We start from the raw sequence: 15,874 nt of genomic DNA on the forward strand, positions 1-15,874 counted from the left end.
CAAAAAGATCGTACGAAGCAACTTGCCCAACTCGTCTGCGGCAGCGTGCACGGGATCGCCCCGCGCCGCGCTGCCAAGGCGGGCGATGGCTTCTCCAGCTGTCAAGCGTCCTTGTCGGATAGAGGCAACCAGGTGCAGTAGGTCCATCCATCCGGCTCGAATCTTCCCAAGCGAGACTTTCCCAACGGTTAGGCGCTCCAAAGCTTCCGGCACAGTGTCCCCCCTGGCCAAGAACATCTTACGTTCCGACAATTGGCGCAAACGGACGCACAGATCGAAGCCCAGCAACTTGGCGATGGCCATCGCTGCGTTGGTGTAGCCATGGGTGTCCACAGCGAGTAGGGACAGTCGGATCTGGTCCTCGCGGCGGGAACAGTTGTGCGCCTCGACACCGTCCACCGCTGGCGCTGCTTGCCGGTCGTTGATCACGATGGGCTGGTCGTGGAACAGTGCCCAGGTATCAAGCATGTGCACATAGATGCCAACGCCATGCTGCTTGCGGCGGTACTCCATGCGCGCTGAGTGCAGGTACCGTGACGTGTCGAGCGTCATCGAATCAGAGGATGCTTTGTCGCCCAGGCCCCAGAGTTTGGCAATAGGCATGCTTTGCTGGAACTCAATGACCCGTGAGTTGGCTTCCCGCAAACGGCCACTGGCCTCCGTTGCACGCATGGCCATAGTGACCTGAGACACCTGCAGGCCTGGGATCATCGCGCATACGCCTTTGGCAGTGTTCTCTGTTCCGTGTGTGTATAGGGCGCCGTAGACGGCCTTCAGTTCAGCCATGTCTTTGGCCCTGCGGCCTAGCAGAGCCTGGCTAAAGCCGCTTTTTGCGTCGATCTCGACCAGCATGTTGCCAAACTGGGCATCGCCGATCATGTTGAACATGCTCTCGCGTGTCTTGGTGACCTGAGGTTCGACTTCAAGCGCCTGAATCGGTGCAATGTGAATATGCCCCTGGCTGTCTATGGTCAAAGCCCCGTCCTCGACGGCCTGCACCAGCTGGCCGATGCCCGCTTTGACCCGTCCCAGCACGCGCTCCAGGAACTTATCGGGATTGTCGGTCAAGCTCAAAGCACGGATCAGCGACTTGTGCTTCTCGGCCCACTGCGTTTCGGGTATCAGCTGATCGGCACGGTTGCGATGGCGGCTGCTGTGTTCCAGCCACAGCTTTCCGCCTTTGATCGCTTTCTTCAAAGAAGTCGCTGCGCTTGCTTTGAGAGCTGCAAGAGCAACCTTGCGATCAGGGCCTTCCAGCAGCGAGTGCCAGCTTGGGTCCGCAACCGACACATCAAACCCCTCGGGAAGGCTGCTGATGCCGCGTTTGGACAAATCGCGCAGCGTCTTGAGCTGCTTGAGCGCCTTGTCCGTTTCCTCGCCTTTGATCTCAAGGACTCCGAGGGCATTGAGCAGGGCCGACATACGCGGCGCTTGTTCTTTCACCAGTGTTTCCCGGACGAATTGAGCCCGCGTACCGGCAAAGTTTTCTCCATTCTTGGGCACCAGATCGCGCATCGCCGCGACGATCTGAGCATCGGTCAACTGCGTGTCGTAGAGTATGTCCTTGAGCCTGACACGCTCAGCACGCAGATCCACAGCACTTTCGGCTTGCTTCTTGAGGACCTTGCCAGAGGCCTTGCGATAGAGATCCGTGAGACATCGCGCACCGATGTCTGCGGCGAGATCGGTCTGATCCAAGAGGGTGACATGCAGGAAAGAGACGATGCGCAGATCGCGCTGATCCTCGGAGAGAAACTTCGTCGCGGAGGGTGGACGATTGATCACCTCCTGGCTGTACGCCCTGAGACGATTCAATGGAATCGCCGACAGCTTCCACTTGTGAACTTGCAGTGATTTGAGGCACTCGATTTTCTTGGTGACCTCGCTCAACGTGAGCTGCCCGTGCTTTCCTGGGGGTGTGCGCAGCCACTCCAGTACGGTGTGCCCCCCGGGCCCTGATCGCTTTGAGAATGCGTGCGAGAGCGCCGCCTGAACCTGTTTGGGTGGCGCACAGGCGCGGATCGCTGCGATTGCGGCATTCTCCTGCTCAGCAAATGCCATGCGCGCCATGTCGCGCAGTGTCCGGTCACCCGGCAGGACGAGCCGTCGATCAAAAAGCCAGTGTTCTGACTGTTGGATAAGGTCATCGACCGATACCGCTGAGGCGGAAAGCTCCGCCAGGGCATCTGCCAGGAGCGGTTTTGTGGTGTCGTCGTCTACTACCGCGAAGCCGACACGTTCCCGTGCCCAGAGCTGGTGCTCATACCGCGTGTCCTTGTCCTTGTACAGCGAGGTCACCGAGGCGATGTCCGTCGCGTTCATGCCAAGCGCTGAAGTCAGGTACCGCAGCAGGACGGAGGGGAGACCTGAAAAGGCATCGGGGTGCCGCCCCGTAGCGCGCAGCATGACCAGTTGAACTGCAGCGCCAAGGCGTGCAGTCCCTCTGAACCTGGGCGGGCGCAGCTCCTGGATGTCTTCAATGCTCAGCCCAAAGCACTCTTCGACCTCCCGCTTAGATAGCGATTTGGGCAGGGTATCGGCGCCAACGAAACGTAGGTAGTAGCTAGACAAGCTGGTCCTCCCATGGCTGGCGCGGTCGCAAGCCTGCTGCAGTCTACGTATTCGCTACTGATAATTCCAGACAATAAAAAGGTGCGGGTTAACCCGTAGCTCTTAACCGGGTTTTCTGCACGGAAAGTGAGATCACCCCGCTTCGGGCGTTTGCGCGTGGGTGCAGACAATCAGCGGGTCCGCCCCGGGCCGCAGACGCCAGCCCGTGGCGATGCGTGCGATCTGGCGGGCGGCATTGGTTCCGTCGCTGCCAGCGCAGACAAGGGTGGCGTAGGGGCGGCCATTGATCTGGTCGAGCGCCGCATAGTAGGTGCGGTCAAAAAAATCCTTGAGCAGGCCGCTGACAGCTGCAAGGTTTTCTGGGGTGGCAAACAGATAGCCGTCCGCCACCAGCACATCGGCGGCCTGGGCCTGTGGCGCGTGCAGCAAGCGCACCGCCACACCGCTATCGGCCGCTGCTGCGCCTGCGCAGGCCGCGTCCACCATCTGCCGGGTGCCGCCGGTGTGGGAGTGGTAGACGATCAGCAGGGTTTTGGCAGCGGTCATGGGGGCAGCATAGAGGCAGCGGCACTGGCAGCGAAGCAGGGCGCGTCACCGAACGGGTTTCTACCACCCTGCAGCGTTGCCGGGCGGCGACTTGCACAGCGCTTTCGATGCCAGAATCGACGGCTGTCAAACACTGAAATGCCCGCTGCCTCATGACCCTGATGCCTGCTGTGTCTTCATGGCTGCAGACCACACGCTCGCGGCTGACCTTGCTGTTTGGCGGTACGGCCGTCCTGGCGGGGTTGGCGATTGGCTTGGTGGCCGACCAGGTGCTGACGCGGCACCTGACCGAGCTGAGTGGCCAATCACTGGTCAGTGCCAGCCAGCCCATCGCGCTGGCGCTGGCCCAGGGCATGCAAGAGCGTGAGCGCGAGATCGCGTTGCTCAGCTACCTGCCCATGCTGACCCGTGACGACGGCTACGCACCCCAACTGCAGGCGCACCTGGAGCAAATCCGCCAGTCCTACCCGTTTTACTCATGGATTGGCGTGACCGACGCGCAGGGCGTGGTGCAGGTGTCCACCGGCAACCTGCTGCGGGGACAAAACGTGTCGCAGCGCCCCTGGTTCAGCGCGGGCCAGCAAGGACCCTATGTGGGCGATGCCCACGATGCGGTGTTGCTGGATAAACTGCTGCGCGCACCCGGCAGCCCGGTGCCTCTGCGGTTCATGGACTATGCGTCGCCCGTCCGGGGACAGGACTCGGTACTCAAAGGCGTGGTGTCGGCCCATGTGAACTGGGCCTGGGTGCAGGACATCATTCGCCGCGCCACACCACAGTCCCCGATGACAGGCGGGCTGGAGGTTCTGCTGGTGAACAAGGATGGCGTCATCAATACTGCAGGCGCGGTCGAGCAGCCCCGTGCGGCGCTGCCCATTCTTCCGTCTCAGGGTACGTTCCAGGTCATGTCCTGGGGCGATGACCCCAAGGAGACGTACCTGACCGCCGTGGTGCCGGTGCGTGCGCAGACGGTCACGGACCTGGGCTGGATGCTGGTCACGCGGCAGCCGCTGGAGATGGCGCTTGCGCCCATCAACCGCTTGCACACGCTGCTCGCGCTGCTGCTGGGACTGATGGCGGCCCTGCTGGTGGCTCTGGCCTACTGGGCGGCGCGGCGCTTTAGCCAGCCGGTGGAGCGGCTGGCCGAGGCGGCTCGCCAGGTGCAGGCCTCGGGCCAGGTGGCGGCGCTTGATTTTGAAATGGACACGGTGGAGTTCCAGCATCTGCGCTCCGCCCTGCAGAACATGACCCTGGGCCTGATAGACGGCAAGGCCGCGCTGGAGCAGGCCAACGCCGAGCTGGAGCATCGCGTGATCGAGCGCACCCAGGCCCTGCAGCAAAGCGAGCAGCGCTACCTGTCGATTCTCGAAGACCAGACCGAGATCATCTGCCGCTTTGACGCTAACAACCGCATGACGTTTGTGAACGATGCGTTCTGCAGGCTCTTTCATCTGCGCCGCGAGGATGTCTTGGGGCGAGTATGGTCGCCCATCGTGTACCCGGATGATTTGCCCTTGGTCACACAGAAGCTCGCCGCCATCCACCCTCGCAATCCGCTGGTGGTGATCGAAAACCGCGTGGTGTCGGGCGATGGTTCCATCCGCTGGTGCCAGTTCAGCAACCGTGCGCTGTTTGACGATGCGGGGCAGCTGGTGGAATGGCAGTCTGTGGGGCGTGACATCACCGAGCGCCGCCAGCTGGAGGCCGAGCTGGCAAAGGCCTCAGAGCAATTCCAGGACCTGTATGACCACGCGCCCTGCGGGTACTACGCGCTGGACCACCAGGGCAAATATGTGCACCTGAACCTGCTCACCCTGCAGTGGTTGGGCCTGCCGCGCGAGGAGGTCATCGGCAAGCTGGGCCCCGCAGACTTTTTTGATGACGAGGGCAAGGCGCTGTTCACCGCGTGTTTTCCGGTGTTCTTGCAGACGGGCAAGATCGGACCGCTGGAGTTCAACCTGTGTGGCCGTGGCGGCGTCCAGCGGCGGGTGAGCGTGTCGTCCACCGCCATCCTCAATGCGCAGGGCGACTATGTGATGAGCCGCTCCATCATGTACGACGTGAGCGAGCTGCACGCCGCGCGCCAGCAGCTGCACACCCTGAACCTGGAACAGCAGGCGATGCTGGACAACGACCTGATCGGCATCGCCAAGGTCAAGGACCGCGTCATCGTCTGGCGCAACCCGGCGCTGGAACGCATCTTTGGCTATGCGCCCGGCACGCTGCAGGGGCGCACGACGGAAGAGATGTACGTGGACCAGGAGGACTTTCTGGCTTTTGGCCGCGATGCCTACGCGGTGCTGGCCTCGGGCCAGCACTACCGGCAGCAGCGCCGCATGCGCAAGGTGACGGGAGAGATCGTGTGGATCGACGTCAATGGGGTATTGCTGGAGGGGCAGGGCGAGTCGCTCTGGCTCATGCAGGACATCACCGCCATGAAGCAGTACCAGGAGCAGGTGGAGCACATCGCCTTCCACGATGGGCTCACCCACCTGCCCAACCGGCTGCTGCTGGCCGACCGCATGGCCCAGGCTTTTGCCCTGAGCGACCGCACCCAGACCCAGGCGGCAGTGTGTTATCTCGATCTCAACGGCTTCAAGCCCATCAACGACCGCTACGGGCACGACATGGGCGACGAGGTGCTCAAGGTCACCGCCCGCCGCCTGCTGAAGCAGGTGCGGGGCAACGACACGGCGGCCCGCATCGGTGGTGACGAATTTGTGCTGGTGCTCACCGCCGTGAAGGACCCGGCCGAGGTCGACCAGGCGCTGCGCCGGGTGATGGCGGCCATCGAGCAGCCCATCGATCTGGGTGAGGGCCGCGTGGTGAGCGTGTCGGCCGCCGTCGGCACCGCCCTTTACCCCCGCGATGGCACCACCACGTTCGAGCTGCTGCGTGCGGCGGACCAGGCCATGTACGCCGACAAGGGGCATGTGTCGGCCGAGCGCAGCTTGTGACCCTTCCTGGGCCCCGCTGCACCAATACCTATCAGTCGCCCCGCATCAGCACCCCAGTGATGTAGTCCCACTCAGACGCCTCCACCGGCGTGATCGACAGGCGGCTGCCCTTTTGCAGCACCCGCATGTCCGCCAGTGCCGGGTGGGCGCGCAGCTCGGCCAGGCTGATCAGCCGTGTCTTGCGCACGGCCTGCACGTCCAGCAACAGCCAACGAGGGTTGTCTGCCGGGGACTTGGGGTCGTGGTAAGGCGATGTGGGGTCGAACTGGGTAGGGTCGGGGCGGGTGCCGCTGGCCACGCGGGCCAGGCCGGCGATGCCGGGCTCGGGGCAGCTGGAGTGGTAGAACAGCACGCCGTCACCCACCTGCATCGCATCGCGCATGAAGTTGCGGGCCTGGTAGTTGCGCACGCCGGTCCAGGGGACGGTGGCTTTGGGCGCGGCCAGAGCGTCGTCGATGGAGCACTCGTCCGGCTCGGACTTCATGAGCCAGAACTGGGCCGGGCGGCCCGCGGCGGCGTGCGAGGGGTGTGAAGGGGGGGGAGCGGTGACCATGGACGCATTCTGTCAAAGATGCCGAGGGTGGTGGCGGGCGCCGTAGCCCAAGTCGCAGGCAATGAAATTGCTATCTATATGATAGCTGTAAAGGCATGTTCCACCAGCGCTTTTGGCCAAAAACTCCATAAATCGGCTGCCAACGCGTTGAAATGGGCTGCTGTCCGCATGGCAGATTGCGCAGCCCGGGGACGCGCCGCAGAATCTGACCGTGCAAGGCTGGTCGCCCCGGTCCAGGCCGAATGTGGCGGCACTCACCAGGGCCATCACCGCGTCGGTTTGTTGTCTTATTTGCCCTGAACTTTGTCCATGACCAAACGCTCTCCCTCAACCCATGCGCAGGGTGCACGCGACCCGGCTGCCCGTGGCGGCAAGCGCGCTGGAGGCTGGCTGCTGGGCCTGTTTGCCCTGCCATTTGCAGCCGTGGGTGTGGGCATGCTGCTGCTCAGTGTGCTGCCCACGCTGTACGACTGGGCACGCATGCAGTGGTGGCAACCCGTTCCTGCCACGGTGGTGGCTGCGCGGCTGGAAACCAGCCGCAGCAGCAAATCCAGCTCCTACACCGTCAAGGCCACCTACCGCTATCAGGTGGCGGGCCGTGAGTACCAGGGCGAGCGCGTGGCGATCAGCGGTGGTGGCGACAACGTGGGCGATTTTCAGGAAGCGCTGGGTGCGCGGCTGGAGCAGGCACTGCGCGACGGCGCGCCCGTTCAGGTCTGGGTCAGTTCGTCCGATCCGGCGGATGCCGTCATTGACCGCAGCCTGCGGCCCGGCCTGCTGGCCCTGAAGATGGTGTTTGTGGTGGTGTTTGGCGGTGTGGGTGTGGGCCTGCTGGTGCATGTGCTGCGCCCAGCCCGGGCCGCGCAGGACCGTGCGGGCAGCGGCGCCCAGTCGCTGGCGGCAGGCATGCCCGGGCGGGTGGAGCGCACGCCCGGCGGGGTGGCCATGTACTTTCCTGCCGGCCGATGGTGGGGACTCAAGCTAGCGCTGGCCTTGGTGGGGGCTGTGTTTTTGACCGTCGGGGCGCTGGTGCCCTGGGAGCAGGAATCATCGGGCGATGTGGCGCCGTGGCTGTTCCGCCTGCTGTTTGGCGGTGTGGGCGGTGTGGTGCTGCTGGCCAGCTTCTACGCCATCGCCAACAGCCTGCGCGTGCAGCTGGACCACACCGGCCTGCGCACCGAGCGTCGCCTGCTGGGCCTGATGCTGCGCTGGCACCAGGTGCCTCCCCACGATATCGTCCGGCTGTGTGTGACCGAAAGCTACTCCATGGAGATCAACAACCGCCGCGAGGTGTATTTCCGCATTGAAGCTCTGCTGCACAGCGGCAGGAGGATCACGGTGGCTCAGGATCTGCGGGGGCGCAAGGAAGCGGACCGGATGCTCGCATCCATCGGTAGCGCCACAGGCTACAACGTCCGCTAACCGCATGTACAGACCGCGGGACCCCTGGCCTTGTTACCTGCGCAGCCGGCGTGTTACAGCTTGGGCTTGTTATCTTTCATGGCATCCAGCGCCTTTTTCCGCGCGGCTTCTTCTTCATTGTTTTTCTTTTCCAGCACGTCGTAGCGAACCTTGTGGTCAACGATTTGGATCGCTGATCCGGTGATCATGTCGGAGCCATAGTGGCGATTCAATTTTGCATTCATTTGAATACCACAGTTTGGCTCAAAGGCCGCTGGTACGGCCAAGTTAATGCTGTCGCCTTTTAATCTGGATAAATCTGTGCGTGGCGTGGTGACGTTGCCGCCCGCTCCAAAGGGGCACATGGTAGATCCCTTAATTGTCGTCAAGGCATAATTTCTGTCATAAGCCCACAGCATGGACAGCTGATCGGGTGTAACGTCAGACGGGGCACCATATTTCTGCTTCAGTGCTGAAATAATAGTTGCTGTGGGAATATAGCCCCCTTCTGGGTATTTTTGAGCACGTCCCAAAAACCAAATTTTTCCAGAGTCATCCTGCAGCGCAATCATGTGGTCATTGACTTTGTTTTCCTTGCTTTCTGCAATTCCCTGAATTCCAACCACTTTACCTTCGCGGGTCTTGATTTCGCTGAATTTGTAGTCCGTATTCACCTTTTCCATCAGCGGTTTTTGTGTGGCAAGCAATGCCCCAATTTTCACCCCTCCAATGTCTGGGAGTGATTGTGCGAAAATGGACGATGCAGTGATGACTAAGCTGGTAATAATGGTATGTTTGAAAAATTTCATGGCTACTAAGACGTTGATTTGTATTTGGCGCGAGCCATGTTGTAAAACATCTGCCCGCACATATTGCGTCACCCGAAATGGAGCTCTCTTGACTCTATAGGGCGAACGAATCTTATAGGCGTCTCGTTGCTGGTGATCGGTGCCAAGTTTTTAATTTGTTTCAAATCATTGCTTCGGTGTGCTTGTGTATTTATCGATCGCACGTGCGATTTTTTCCTGATCATTTGGGCTGATTGCGTACGGCCTCACTGGGAAAAAATGAATCGACTTTTTCCATGCCGTTAGCAGCCGCACCTTGGCAGGCGTGAAGCATGCGCCAGTAGTTCAGCCTGCTGTGCGAAAAGTGAGGTTGATGCGGTGTGCACCCGTCAGCGGGTGGTGTGCTTCGGGCAAGGGCAGCACACCATGAAACCGCAAGCGCGCAGGCCCGCCCCAGACCACCACATCGCCGTGCAGCAGCGCAATACGGCGGGTCTTGTCCGCCCGCTGCGCACCACCCCACAGAAACATCGCCGAAACACCCAGCGACACCGACACGATGGGGTGGGCGTAGTTGCCTTCGTCGCGGTCCTGGTGCAGTGACAGGCGTGTGCCGGGGGCATAGCGGTTGATGAGGCAGGCGTCGGGCGCAAAGTGGGCAAAGCCTGCGGCCTGCGCTGCATCGAGCGCCAGCTGGCGAAACAGCGGCGGCATGGCGGGCCAGCGCTGGCCGGTCTGTGGGTCAGTGGGGTCATAGCGGTAACCGCTGCGGTCACTCACCCAGCCCAGCGCGCCGCAGTTGGTCATGGCCACCGACATGGTCAGGCCGCCGGGAGTGACGAGGTGCCTGAAGGGCGCCTGGGCGGTGATCTGCTGCACCGCAGCCAGCAAGTCCGCCGCCTGCGCCAGCGCAAAGCCGCGCAGCACCAGGGCGCCGGGCTCCAGCACCTCGGGTGGCCGGGCGGGCTGGGGTGGGTCGTCGAACAGGCTGGCGGTCATGGCATCTGTCATCTTTGGCGAGGGGCTGCCTGCAACGGCTTTGGCGGTGACAACCTCATTGAGCATCATGAAAGATGATGCCCAGCGTGTGCCGCTGCCCGCTGCGCAAGCGGCTCACGCCATGGCGCATCTGTACGCGGTAGGGCCCGCGCGTGCCTTGCGCGGGGCGGTGGTGCACGGCAAACACCACGGCGTCGCCGCGCGAGAGCGGCACCACCTCGGCCCGCGACTGCATGCGCGGGCGCTGCTCGGTCAGCACGAACTCGCCGCCGGTGAAGTCTCGCCCCGGCTCCGACAGCAGGATGGCCACCTGCAGCGGAAACACATGTTCGCCGTACAGGTCCTGGTGCAGGCAGTTGTAGTCGCCCGGCCCGTACTGCAGCAGCAGCGGGGTGGGACGCACCTGGCCTGCGGCGTGGCAACGGGCGATGAAGTCGGCATGCTGCGCGGGGTAGCGTACGTCGATGCCCATCGCGGTGTTCCATTGGTTGGCGATGGGGGCCAGATGTGGATACAGCGCCCCGCGCAGGCCCGCCACCAGGTCGGGCAGCGGGTAGCTGAAATACCGGTATTCACCCTGGCCAAAGCCGTGGCGCTGCATCACCACGCGGCTGCGAAAGGTGCCCTCTTGCGCGTGGCCGTACAACTGCGCCAGGGCGGCGCACTCGGCAGTATTCAGCAACTGGGGCAGCACGGCATTGCCTTGCTGGTGCAGGACCTCGCTGGCGGTTTGCCAGTCGAAGGTGGCCGCGCGCTGGTGCCACACGCTATCCGCCAGCGTGCCCGGGCTGGAAAAAGCCGCCACGCTCATGCCACCTGCTCCGCCGGCAGCGGGGCCGCTTCTGCATCGCACTCGCGCGCCAGCAGGGCGCGTTTGCGCTCCACGCCCCAGCGGTAGCCCGACAGCGCGCCATCGCTCTTCACCACCCGGTGGCACGGGATGGCCACTGCCAGCCCATTGGCTGCACAAGCCTGGGCCACGGCCCGCACGGCCTTGGGGCTGCCGATGCGCTGGGCCACCTCGGCATAGCTGGCCGTCTGCCCGGCCGGGATGGCCTGCAGCACCCGCCACACCCGCTGCTGGAACGCGGTGCCGCGCACATCCAGCGGCAGGTTCAGCCCCAGGCCCGGGGCCTCGACAAACGCCACCACCTGTGCCACCAGGGCTTCAAACGCGGTGTCGCCGCCAATCAGTCGGGCCTGCGCAAACCGGTCCTGCAGCTCGCGCAGCAGCGCGTCAGGGTCGTCGCCCAGCAAGATCGCGCAGATGCCCCGGTCGCTCTGCGCCACCAGAATTGCGCCCAGCGAGCACTGGCCGATGGCAAAGCGGATGTCTTGCGATGCGCCCCGTGCGCGGTAGTGGCTGGGCCGCATGCCCAGCACCTGGGCAGACTGTTTGTAAAACCGGCTGCTGGACTGGTAGCCCGCGCCATAAATGGCGTCCGTCACCGAGTCCGTGGTCGGGCTGTCGAGCGCACTGCGAAGCCGCTGCGCGCGCTGGGCCACCGCATAGGCCTTGGGGGTGAGGCCCGTGGCCTGCTTGAAGATGCGGTGCAGGTGCGAGGCACTCAGGCCCACACGTGCTGCCAGTGCATCGAGGGTGGGTGCCTGACCGGGCGCAGCGCTTTCGATGATGCGGCAGGCTTCCGTCACCAGCGCCGCGTGGTGCGACAGCGCGGTGGCCTGGCGCGGCTTGCAGCGCTGGCAGGGGCGGAACCCGGCGCGCTCCGCATCGTCGCAACTGGCATGGAACAGCACGTTCTCTGGCCGGGGTGTGCGCGACGCGCAGCTGGGGCGGCAGTACACGCCCGTGGTCTGCACCGAGTACCAGAACGTTCCATCGGCCTCAGTGCTGCGCGCCACCACTGCCGCCCAGCGCGGGTCGGCCTGGGTGGCGGCTGCCTGCGCGGCTTTGGTGTTGGGACGGTGGCGGGTGGGCATGCGGGTGCTGCGGGGAAGAAGAGCGGACACATTCATCATGGTGCAGGGCTCACTAGGTGGGTTGCAATGCCATGCACTCTAGGGACGGAGGCCGTGGGGCGCACTCCGAAGCTTGCTTTTGAATTCTGCGCTTTTGCGCAAGGCTCCCCGCACGGATGAGTTTGCTCACCTATTGATAGCTGCCAGCGCATGATTTACTAGCGCTACAAGGTAAAAACGCCCAAAACTCAGGTTTCAGGTGGCTGCAGCGGCCGGGGCCGCCGTTTGCCTGTGCCACCCCAGCGCAGCGCGTCTTCGCCGGGGATGCCCAGCGGGTTGTTGGCCGGTTCGGTCAAGGGGGCCAGCAGGGCGTGCAGATCGGCCTCGCTGAACTTGACCGCGCCCTCGGCATCGTGCCCCAGCACGCCTTGGGCCAGCGCGCCCTTGCGGGCCTGCAGCTCCAGCATGCGCTCTTCGATGCTGCCTTCCACCACCAGCTTGTAGACAAACACCGGCTGGTCCTGCCCGATGCGGTGGGCGCGTGCGGTGGCCTGTTCTTCCACGGCGGGGTTCCACCAGGGGTCCAGGTGGATCACGGTGTCGGCGGCCGTGAGGTTCAGGCCCACGCCCCCGGCCTTGAGGCTGACCAGCAGGATGGGGGCGCTGGTTACGTCCTGCGCCTGGAACTGCCGCACCACCGCGCCGCGCTGGCGGGGTGGCGTCTGGCCGGTGAGGGTGAGGTAGGGCAGGGCCTGGGTGTCGAGCAGCTCTGCTGCCAGGCCCAGCATTTCGGTGAACTGCGAGAACACCAGCACGCGGCGGCCTTCATCGACCAGGGCGGGTAGCAGGTCGGCCAGCAGTTCGAGCTTGGCGCGCTCCATCGAGTGGGCCGTCCTTTTTGCCGCCGGGCCGCCCCAAGGCAAAAAAGCGTCCCCCTCGGGGGGCAGCGACCCGCGCAGCGGCGGAGCGTGGGGGCTTTGTTGTATGCCTTTGACCAATCGTGGGTCGCAGCAGACTTGGCGCAGCTTGAGCAACGCGTCCAGGATGGCGATTTGCGAGCCTTCAAAACCCTGCCGCTCCAGTGCGCGGCGCACCTGCTTGTCGGCCGTGGTGCGCACGGCCTCGTACAGCTCACGCTGTTTGCCTTGCAATTGCACGCGCAGGATGGTTTCGGTGCGCGGCGGCAGTTCGGTGGCCACGTCCTGCTTGCGGCGGCGCAGGATGAAGGGGCGCACACGCTGCGACAGCAGCTGGGCGCGCAGGGTTTCGCCGTTTTCCTCGATGGGCTTGCGCCAGCGGGCGTTGAAGCTGCGCACATCGCCCAGAAAGCCAGGCATCAAAAAGTCGAACTGCGCCCACAGCTCGCCCAGGTGGTTTTCCAGCGGCGTGCCGGTCAGGCACAGCAGGTGCGGCGCCTGCAGCTTGCGCAGGGCGCGGGCACTGCGGCTGCCGGCGTTTTTCACCATCTGGGCCTCGTCCAGGATGAGCAGGTGGAAGGGCTCGGCGGCCAGCGCCTCCACATCGCGCCAGAGCAGCGGATAGGTGGTCAGCACCAGGTTGTGGTCAGCGATGCGCAGGTAACGTTTGCCACGGTCCGCGCCATGCAGGGCGAGCACGCGAAGGCTTGGTGCCATGCGCGCGGCCTCGGCCTGCCAGTTGAAGAGTAGCGAGGTGGGTAGCACCACCAGCGCCGGGCGCTTCAGCCGCCCGGCCTCCTTTTCGGTCAGCACATGGGCCAGCGCCTGTGCGGTTTTGCCCAGGCCCATGTCGTCGGCCAGGATGCCGCCCAGGCCCTGGGCGCGCAGGTACTGCAGCCAGGCCAGGCCTTCAAGCTGGTAGGGGCGCAGCTGCACCTGCAGGCCCTGCGGTGCGGCCACCGGCTGGGGCGCACCGATAGAGCGCAGGCGCTTGGCGAGCTGCGCCAAGCCCACGTCGCCTTGCAACTGCCAGTCGTTGTTCCAGCCGTTCACCGTGCCCACGCGGTGCACCTGCACGAGCCCGGCACGCAGAGCCTCGATGCGGCGCGCCTCCCACGCGCCCAGGCGCAGCTGGTCGCCGTCCTTCAGCTGTTTGCGGGTGGGGTCGGTCAGCAAGTCCACCATGGCGCCCACGATGGCCTTGAGTGGCCCGGCAGGCGCCTCGATGCGCTTGCCGCCGGGCGCACGCAGCGAAATGATGGCGATGTCATCGATGGCGGCCATCTGCCGCGCGTTGAGCCAGCGGGCGTCGCGGCGCAGCAGGTCGGCCAGCATGGGGGCCAGGTCCAGCGTTTCACCGTCGATCTCGATGCCCAGGCTGAGCAGCCAGGCGCCCTCGCGTTCGGGCAGCATGAGCTTTTGCAGGGGGCGCTGGCGTGTGCCCAGCGGGCCATCGACTTCCTTGGCCAGCAGCTCGCCAGTGTCGGGGGCGATGACCAGCTTCCAGCGCGACACAGGCACGCTTTCGTGCGCAAAGCCGGGGTGTACCACCACGCTCCAGCCCTCGGTGCGCAACTGGGGAACCACGTCGGCCCAGAAGTCGCCAAAGTGCGTCTCCTGCGCCAGCGTCCACACAGGGCCCAGCGTGGTAGCGGCTGCGCGGTGGCGCCACTGCAGGCTTTTGGGGTCTACAGGGGTCAGGCCCAGGTCCCACACGCGGTCCATGGCGTCGGCCTCGGCGGCCAGGTTGCGCTGCATGCGCACCACTGGGCCACCTGTGTCGAACAGGTCTTGCACCGGGGCCGGGCGCGCGTTGAGGATGGAGGTGGGGGCCGGCGTCTGCCAGGTGGCGCCATCGTCGGTGCGGTAGGTCCAGTCAATCTGCACCAGCGTCACGCTGTCACCACGCGGGCCCAGCTTGCCCTGGGGCGCCATGCCCAGCAGCCCATCGCCCCGACCCAGCGTCATGAGGGTGATGCGCGGGCGAAAGTGGCCGGGGACGACGCCATCGGGTGTGTTGGGCGCCGGGCTGTGGCCCGGCGGGTGGCTGCCGTCGCCCCGCAGCTGGGCCATGACCTGCGCGGCCTCGGCGTCGGTCAGCGGGGGCAGCTGCTGCAGGGCGGCACTGTCAGCCCGGTTGCGCAGGGCCTGGGCCCATTGCGCGACCACATGGGCCCGACCTGCAGGGGGCGTGGGTGGAACGGGTGACTGCGGCAGGCTGGGCATGGGCTGGCATTGTGCCCATGCGTGGCGTGCCCTTTCGTCTAAACGCTGCGTTGGGTGCCCAGCGCCAGTGCAAACAGCTCGTTGCGAAAGTGGATGCCCAGGCGGCTGAATGCGCGGTTGCGGTAGGTTTTGACAGTGGGCAGGCTCAGGCCCAGGTCGCAGGCAATGCCTTCCTGCGTCATGCCTTGCAACAGGCGGGCGCACACGTCCAGCTCGCGCTCGGTCAGCCCTGCGTGGGCGCGCAGCAGGCGTTCGCGCAGTGCGGGCAGGCTGTGGGACAGCGCGGGCGCGGTGGCCTGTGGCGGGGGCTGCAGTGGGGGTTGCAACACCCCGGGGCGCTGGGCCAGGGCGATGTGCTTGCGGGTCAGCGCCAGCAGCACCGGGGCCATGCCCTCAAAGTCGCTGATCTGCCGGTCCTGGAACGGCTTTTGGTGCTGGTGGCGGTAGAAGTTGACGGCAAAGACCGAGCCATCGCTCTCGTGTTCGACCACCGACACCCGCTCGGCCACGCCATGGGCCTCGTATACGCGGGCGCGGTGTTCTGCGTCCACCTCGGGCGCCGTCAGGTGGCACAACTGGGTGGGCGCTTCGGCCGGGGCGGCTTCGTCCAGCGAGCGGCCCCAGGTGCGGTCGGTGCGGTAGGGGCCTGACAGGTAGGCCCACCAGCAGTCCTGCGTGGTGTCGGGAATGCCGTAACTGGCCGACATGAACAAGGTGGGTTTGCAATGGCGCCCGGTGCGGTACACCGACCACGACGCTGCGGGCAACACGGGGGCAAGCTCTTGCAGCATGCCGCAGGCAAACCCGTCGTCACCCAACTGGTGAACCATGGCGCCCAGGGCTGAGCCCGTGAGGTTGGGCGTGGGCGCAATGCTGCTGCCCGAGGTGCTTGCAGGGAGCCAGTGCCTCATGGGTTGCGCGGGGTGTGCCGGGTGGGCGTTGTCATGGCTGTCATCTTCAGGGATGACAGGGGTCAAGCGCCACGGGATTTACGCT

The 15,874-nt window shown here is 64.7% G+C and carries 10 protein-coding genes and 1 pseudogene; 2 read left to right on the plus strand and 9 right to left on the minus strand.

Annotation, left to right across the window (positions count from 1 at the left end; genetic code table 11):
• Both AC04MI_RS04815 and AC04MI_RS04820 read right to left on the minus strand, forming a co-directional pair.
• Positions 1 to 2,571 (minus strand): Tn3 family transposase (locus AC04MI_RS04815; protein WP_476497195.1); only part of this gene is annotated, 2,571 nt, incomplete at its 3' end.
• 138 nt (positions 2,572 to 2,709) lie between these two features.
• Positions 2,710 to 3,117, minus strand: a pseudogene (locus AC04MI_RS04820) (flavodoxin family protein); the annotation flags it as partial.
• A 152-nt stretch (positions 3,118 to 3,269) separates the two neighbouring features.
• Here AC04MI_RS04820 and AC04MI_RS04825 point away from each other — a divergent pair.
• Positions 3,270 to 6,074 (plus strand): PAS domain S-box protein, encoded by a 2,805-nt coding sequence (locus AC04MI_RS04825; protein WP_056744732.1) that lies wholly within the window; start codon positions 3,270 to 3,272, stop codon positions 6,072 to 6,074.
• A 31-nt stretch (positions 6,075 to 6,105) separates the two neighbouring features.
• On the opposite strand, the gene AC04MI_RS04830 is transcribed toward AC04MI_RS04825, so the two are convergent.
• Complete coding sequence (locus AC04MI_RS04830) at positions 6,106 to 6,627, minus strand: EVE domain-containing protein (protein WP_056744734.1); 522 nt, start codon at positions 6,625 to 6,627, stop codon at positions 6,106 to 6,108.
• A gap of 309 nt (positions 6,628 to 6,936) precedes the next feature.
• Between AC04MI_RS04830 and AC04MI_RS04835 the strand changes: the two genes are divergently transcribed.
• Complete coding sequence (locus AC04MI_RS04835; RefSeq protein ID WP_436077245.1) at positions 6,937 to 8,049, plus strand: DUF3592 domain-containing protein; 1,113 nt, start codon at positions 6,937 to 6,939, stop codon at positions 8,047 to 8,049.
• A gap of 53 nt (positions 8,050 to 8,102) precedes the next feature.
• Here AC04MI_RS04835 and AC04MI_RS04840 read toward each other — a convergent pair whose 3' ends face one another.
• From AC04MI_RS04840 to AC04MI_RS04865, 6 genes are all read right to left on the minus strand, one after another.
• Entirely contained in the window at positions 8,103 to 8,837 is a 735-nt protein-coding gene (locus tag AC04MI_RS04840) for a hypothetical protein (RefSeq protein WP_476497196.1), read from the minus strand.
• Between the two features lie 324 nt (positions 8,838 to 9,161).
• Positions 9,162 to 9,815, minus strand: a complete 654-nt coding sequence (gene alkB / locus AC04MI_RS04845) for a DNA oxidative demethylase AlkB (protein WP_476497197.1) — start codon at positions 9,813 to 9,815, stop codon at positions 9,162 to 9,164.
• Positions 9,816 to 9,870: 55 nt separating this feature from the next.
• Positions 9,871 to 10,581, minus strand: coding sequence for a 2OG-Fe(II) oxygenase (locus tag AC04MI_RS04850; protein WP_476497206.1), 711 nt, complete (start codon positions 10,579 to 10,581; stop codon positions 9,871 to 9,873).
• A 41-nt stretch (positions 10,582 to 10,622) separates the two neighbouring features.
• Positions 10,623 to 11,756 (minus strand): bifunctional DNA-binding transcriptional regulator/O6-methylguanine-DNA methyltransferase Ada, encoded by a 1,134-nt coding sequence (ada, locus tag AC04MI_RS04855; RefSeq protein ID WP_476497198.1) that lies wholly within the window; start codon positions 11,754 to 11,756, stop codon positions 10,623 to 10,625.
• A 227-nt stretch (positions 11,757 to 11,983) separates the two neighbouring features.
• A complete protein-coding gene (locus AC04MI_RS04860; protein ID WP_476497200.1) occupies positions 11,984 to 14,878 on the minus strand; it encodes a DEAD/DEAH box helicase in 2,895 nt (964 codons plus the stop codon).
• A 38-nt stretch (positions 14,879 to 14,916) separates the two neighbouring features.
• The gene (locus AC04MI_RS04865) at positions 14,917 to 15,789 is read right to left on the minus strand and encodes a helix-turn-helix transcriptional regulator (protein ID WP_436077251.1); all 873 of its coding nucleotides are present in this window, start codon (positions 15,787 to 15,789) and stop codon (positions 14,917 to 14,919) included.
• Between the last annotated feature and the right edge of the window lie 85 nt (positions 15,790 to 15,874).

This window comes from Acidovorax sp. LjRoot204, assembly GCF_056175785.1.

Bases quoted from the DNA above. Each gene is read 5' to 3' on its own strand.
- AC04MI_RS04865 (WP_436077251.1), bottom strand. From the start codon at position 15,789: ATGAGGCACTGGCTCCCTGCAAGCACCTCGGGCAGCAGCATTGCGCCC.
- alkB (WP_476497197.1), bottom strand. From the start codon at position 9,815: ATGACCGCCAGCCTGTTCGACGACCCACCCCAGCCCGCCCGGCCACCC.
- AC04MI_RS04835 (WP_436077245.1), top strand. From the start codon at position 6,937: ATGACCAAACGCTCTCCCTCAACCCATGCGCAGGGTGCACGCGACCCG.
- AC04MI_RS04860 (WP_476497200.1), bottom strand. From the start codon at position 14,878: ATGCCCAGCCTGCCGCAGTCACCCGTTCCACCCACGCCCCCTGCAGGT.
- AC04MI_RS04840 (WP_476497196.1), bottom strand. From the start codon at position 8,837: ATGAAATTTTTCAAACATACCATTATTACCAGCTTAGTCATCACTGCA.
- ada (WP_476497198.1), bottom strand. From the start codon at position 11,756: ATGCCCACCCGCCACCGTCCCAACACCAAAGCCGCGCAGGCAGCCGCC.
- AC04MI_RS04830 (WP_056744734.1), bottom strand. From the start codon at position 6,627: ATGGTCACCGCTCCCCCCCCTTCACACCCCTCGCACGCCGCCGCGGGC.
- AC04MI_RS04825 (WP_056744732.1), top strand. From the start codon at position 3,270: ATGACCCTGATGCCTGCTGTGTCTTCATGGCTGCAGACCACACGCTCG.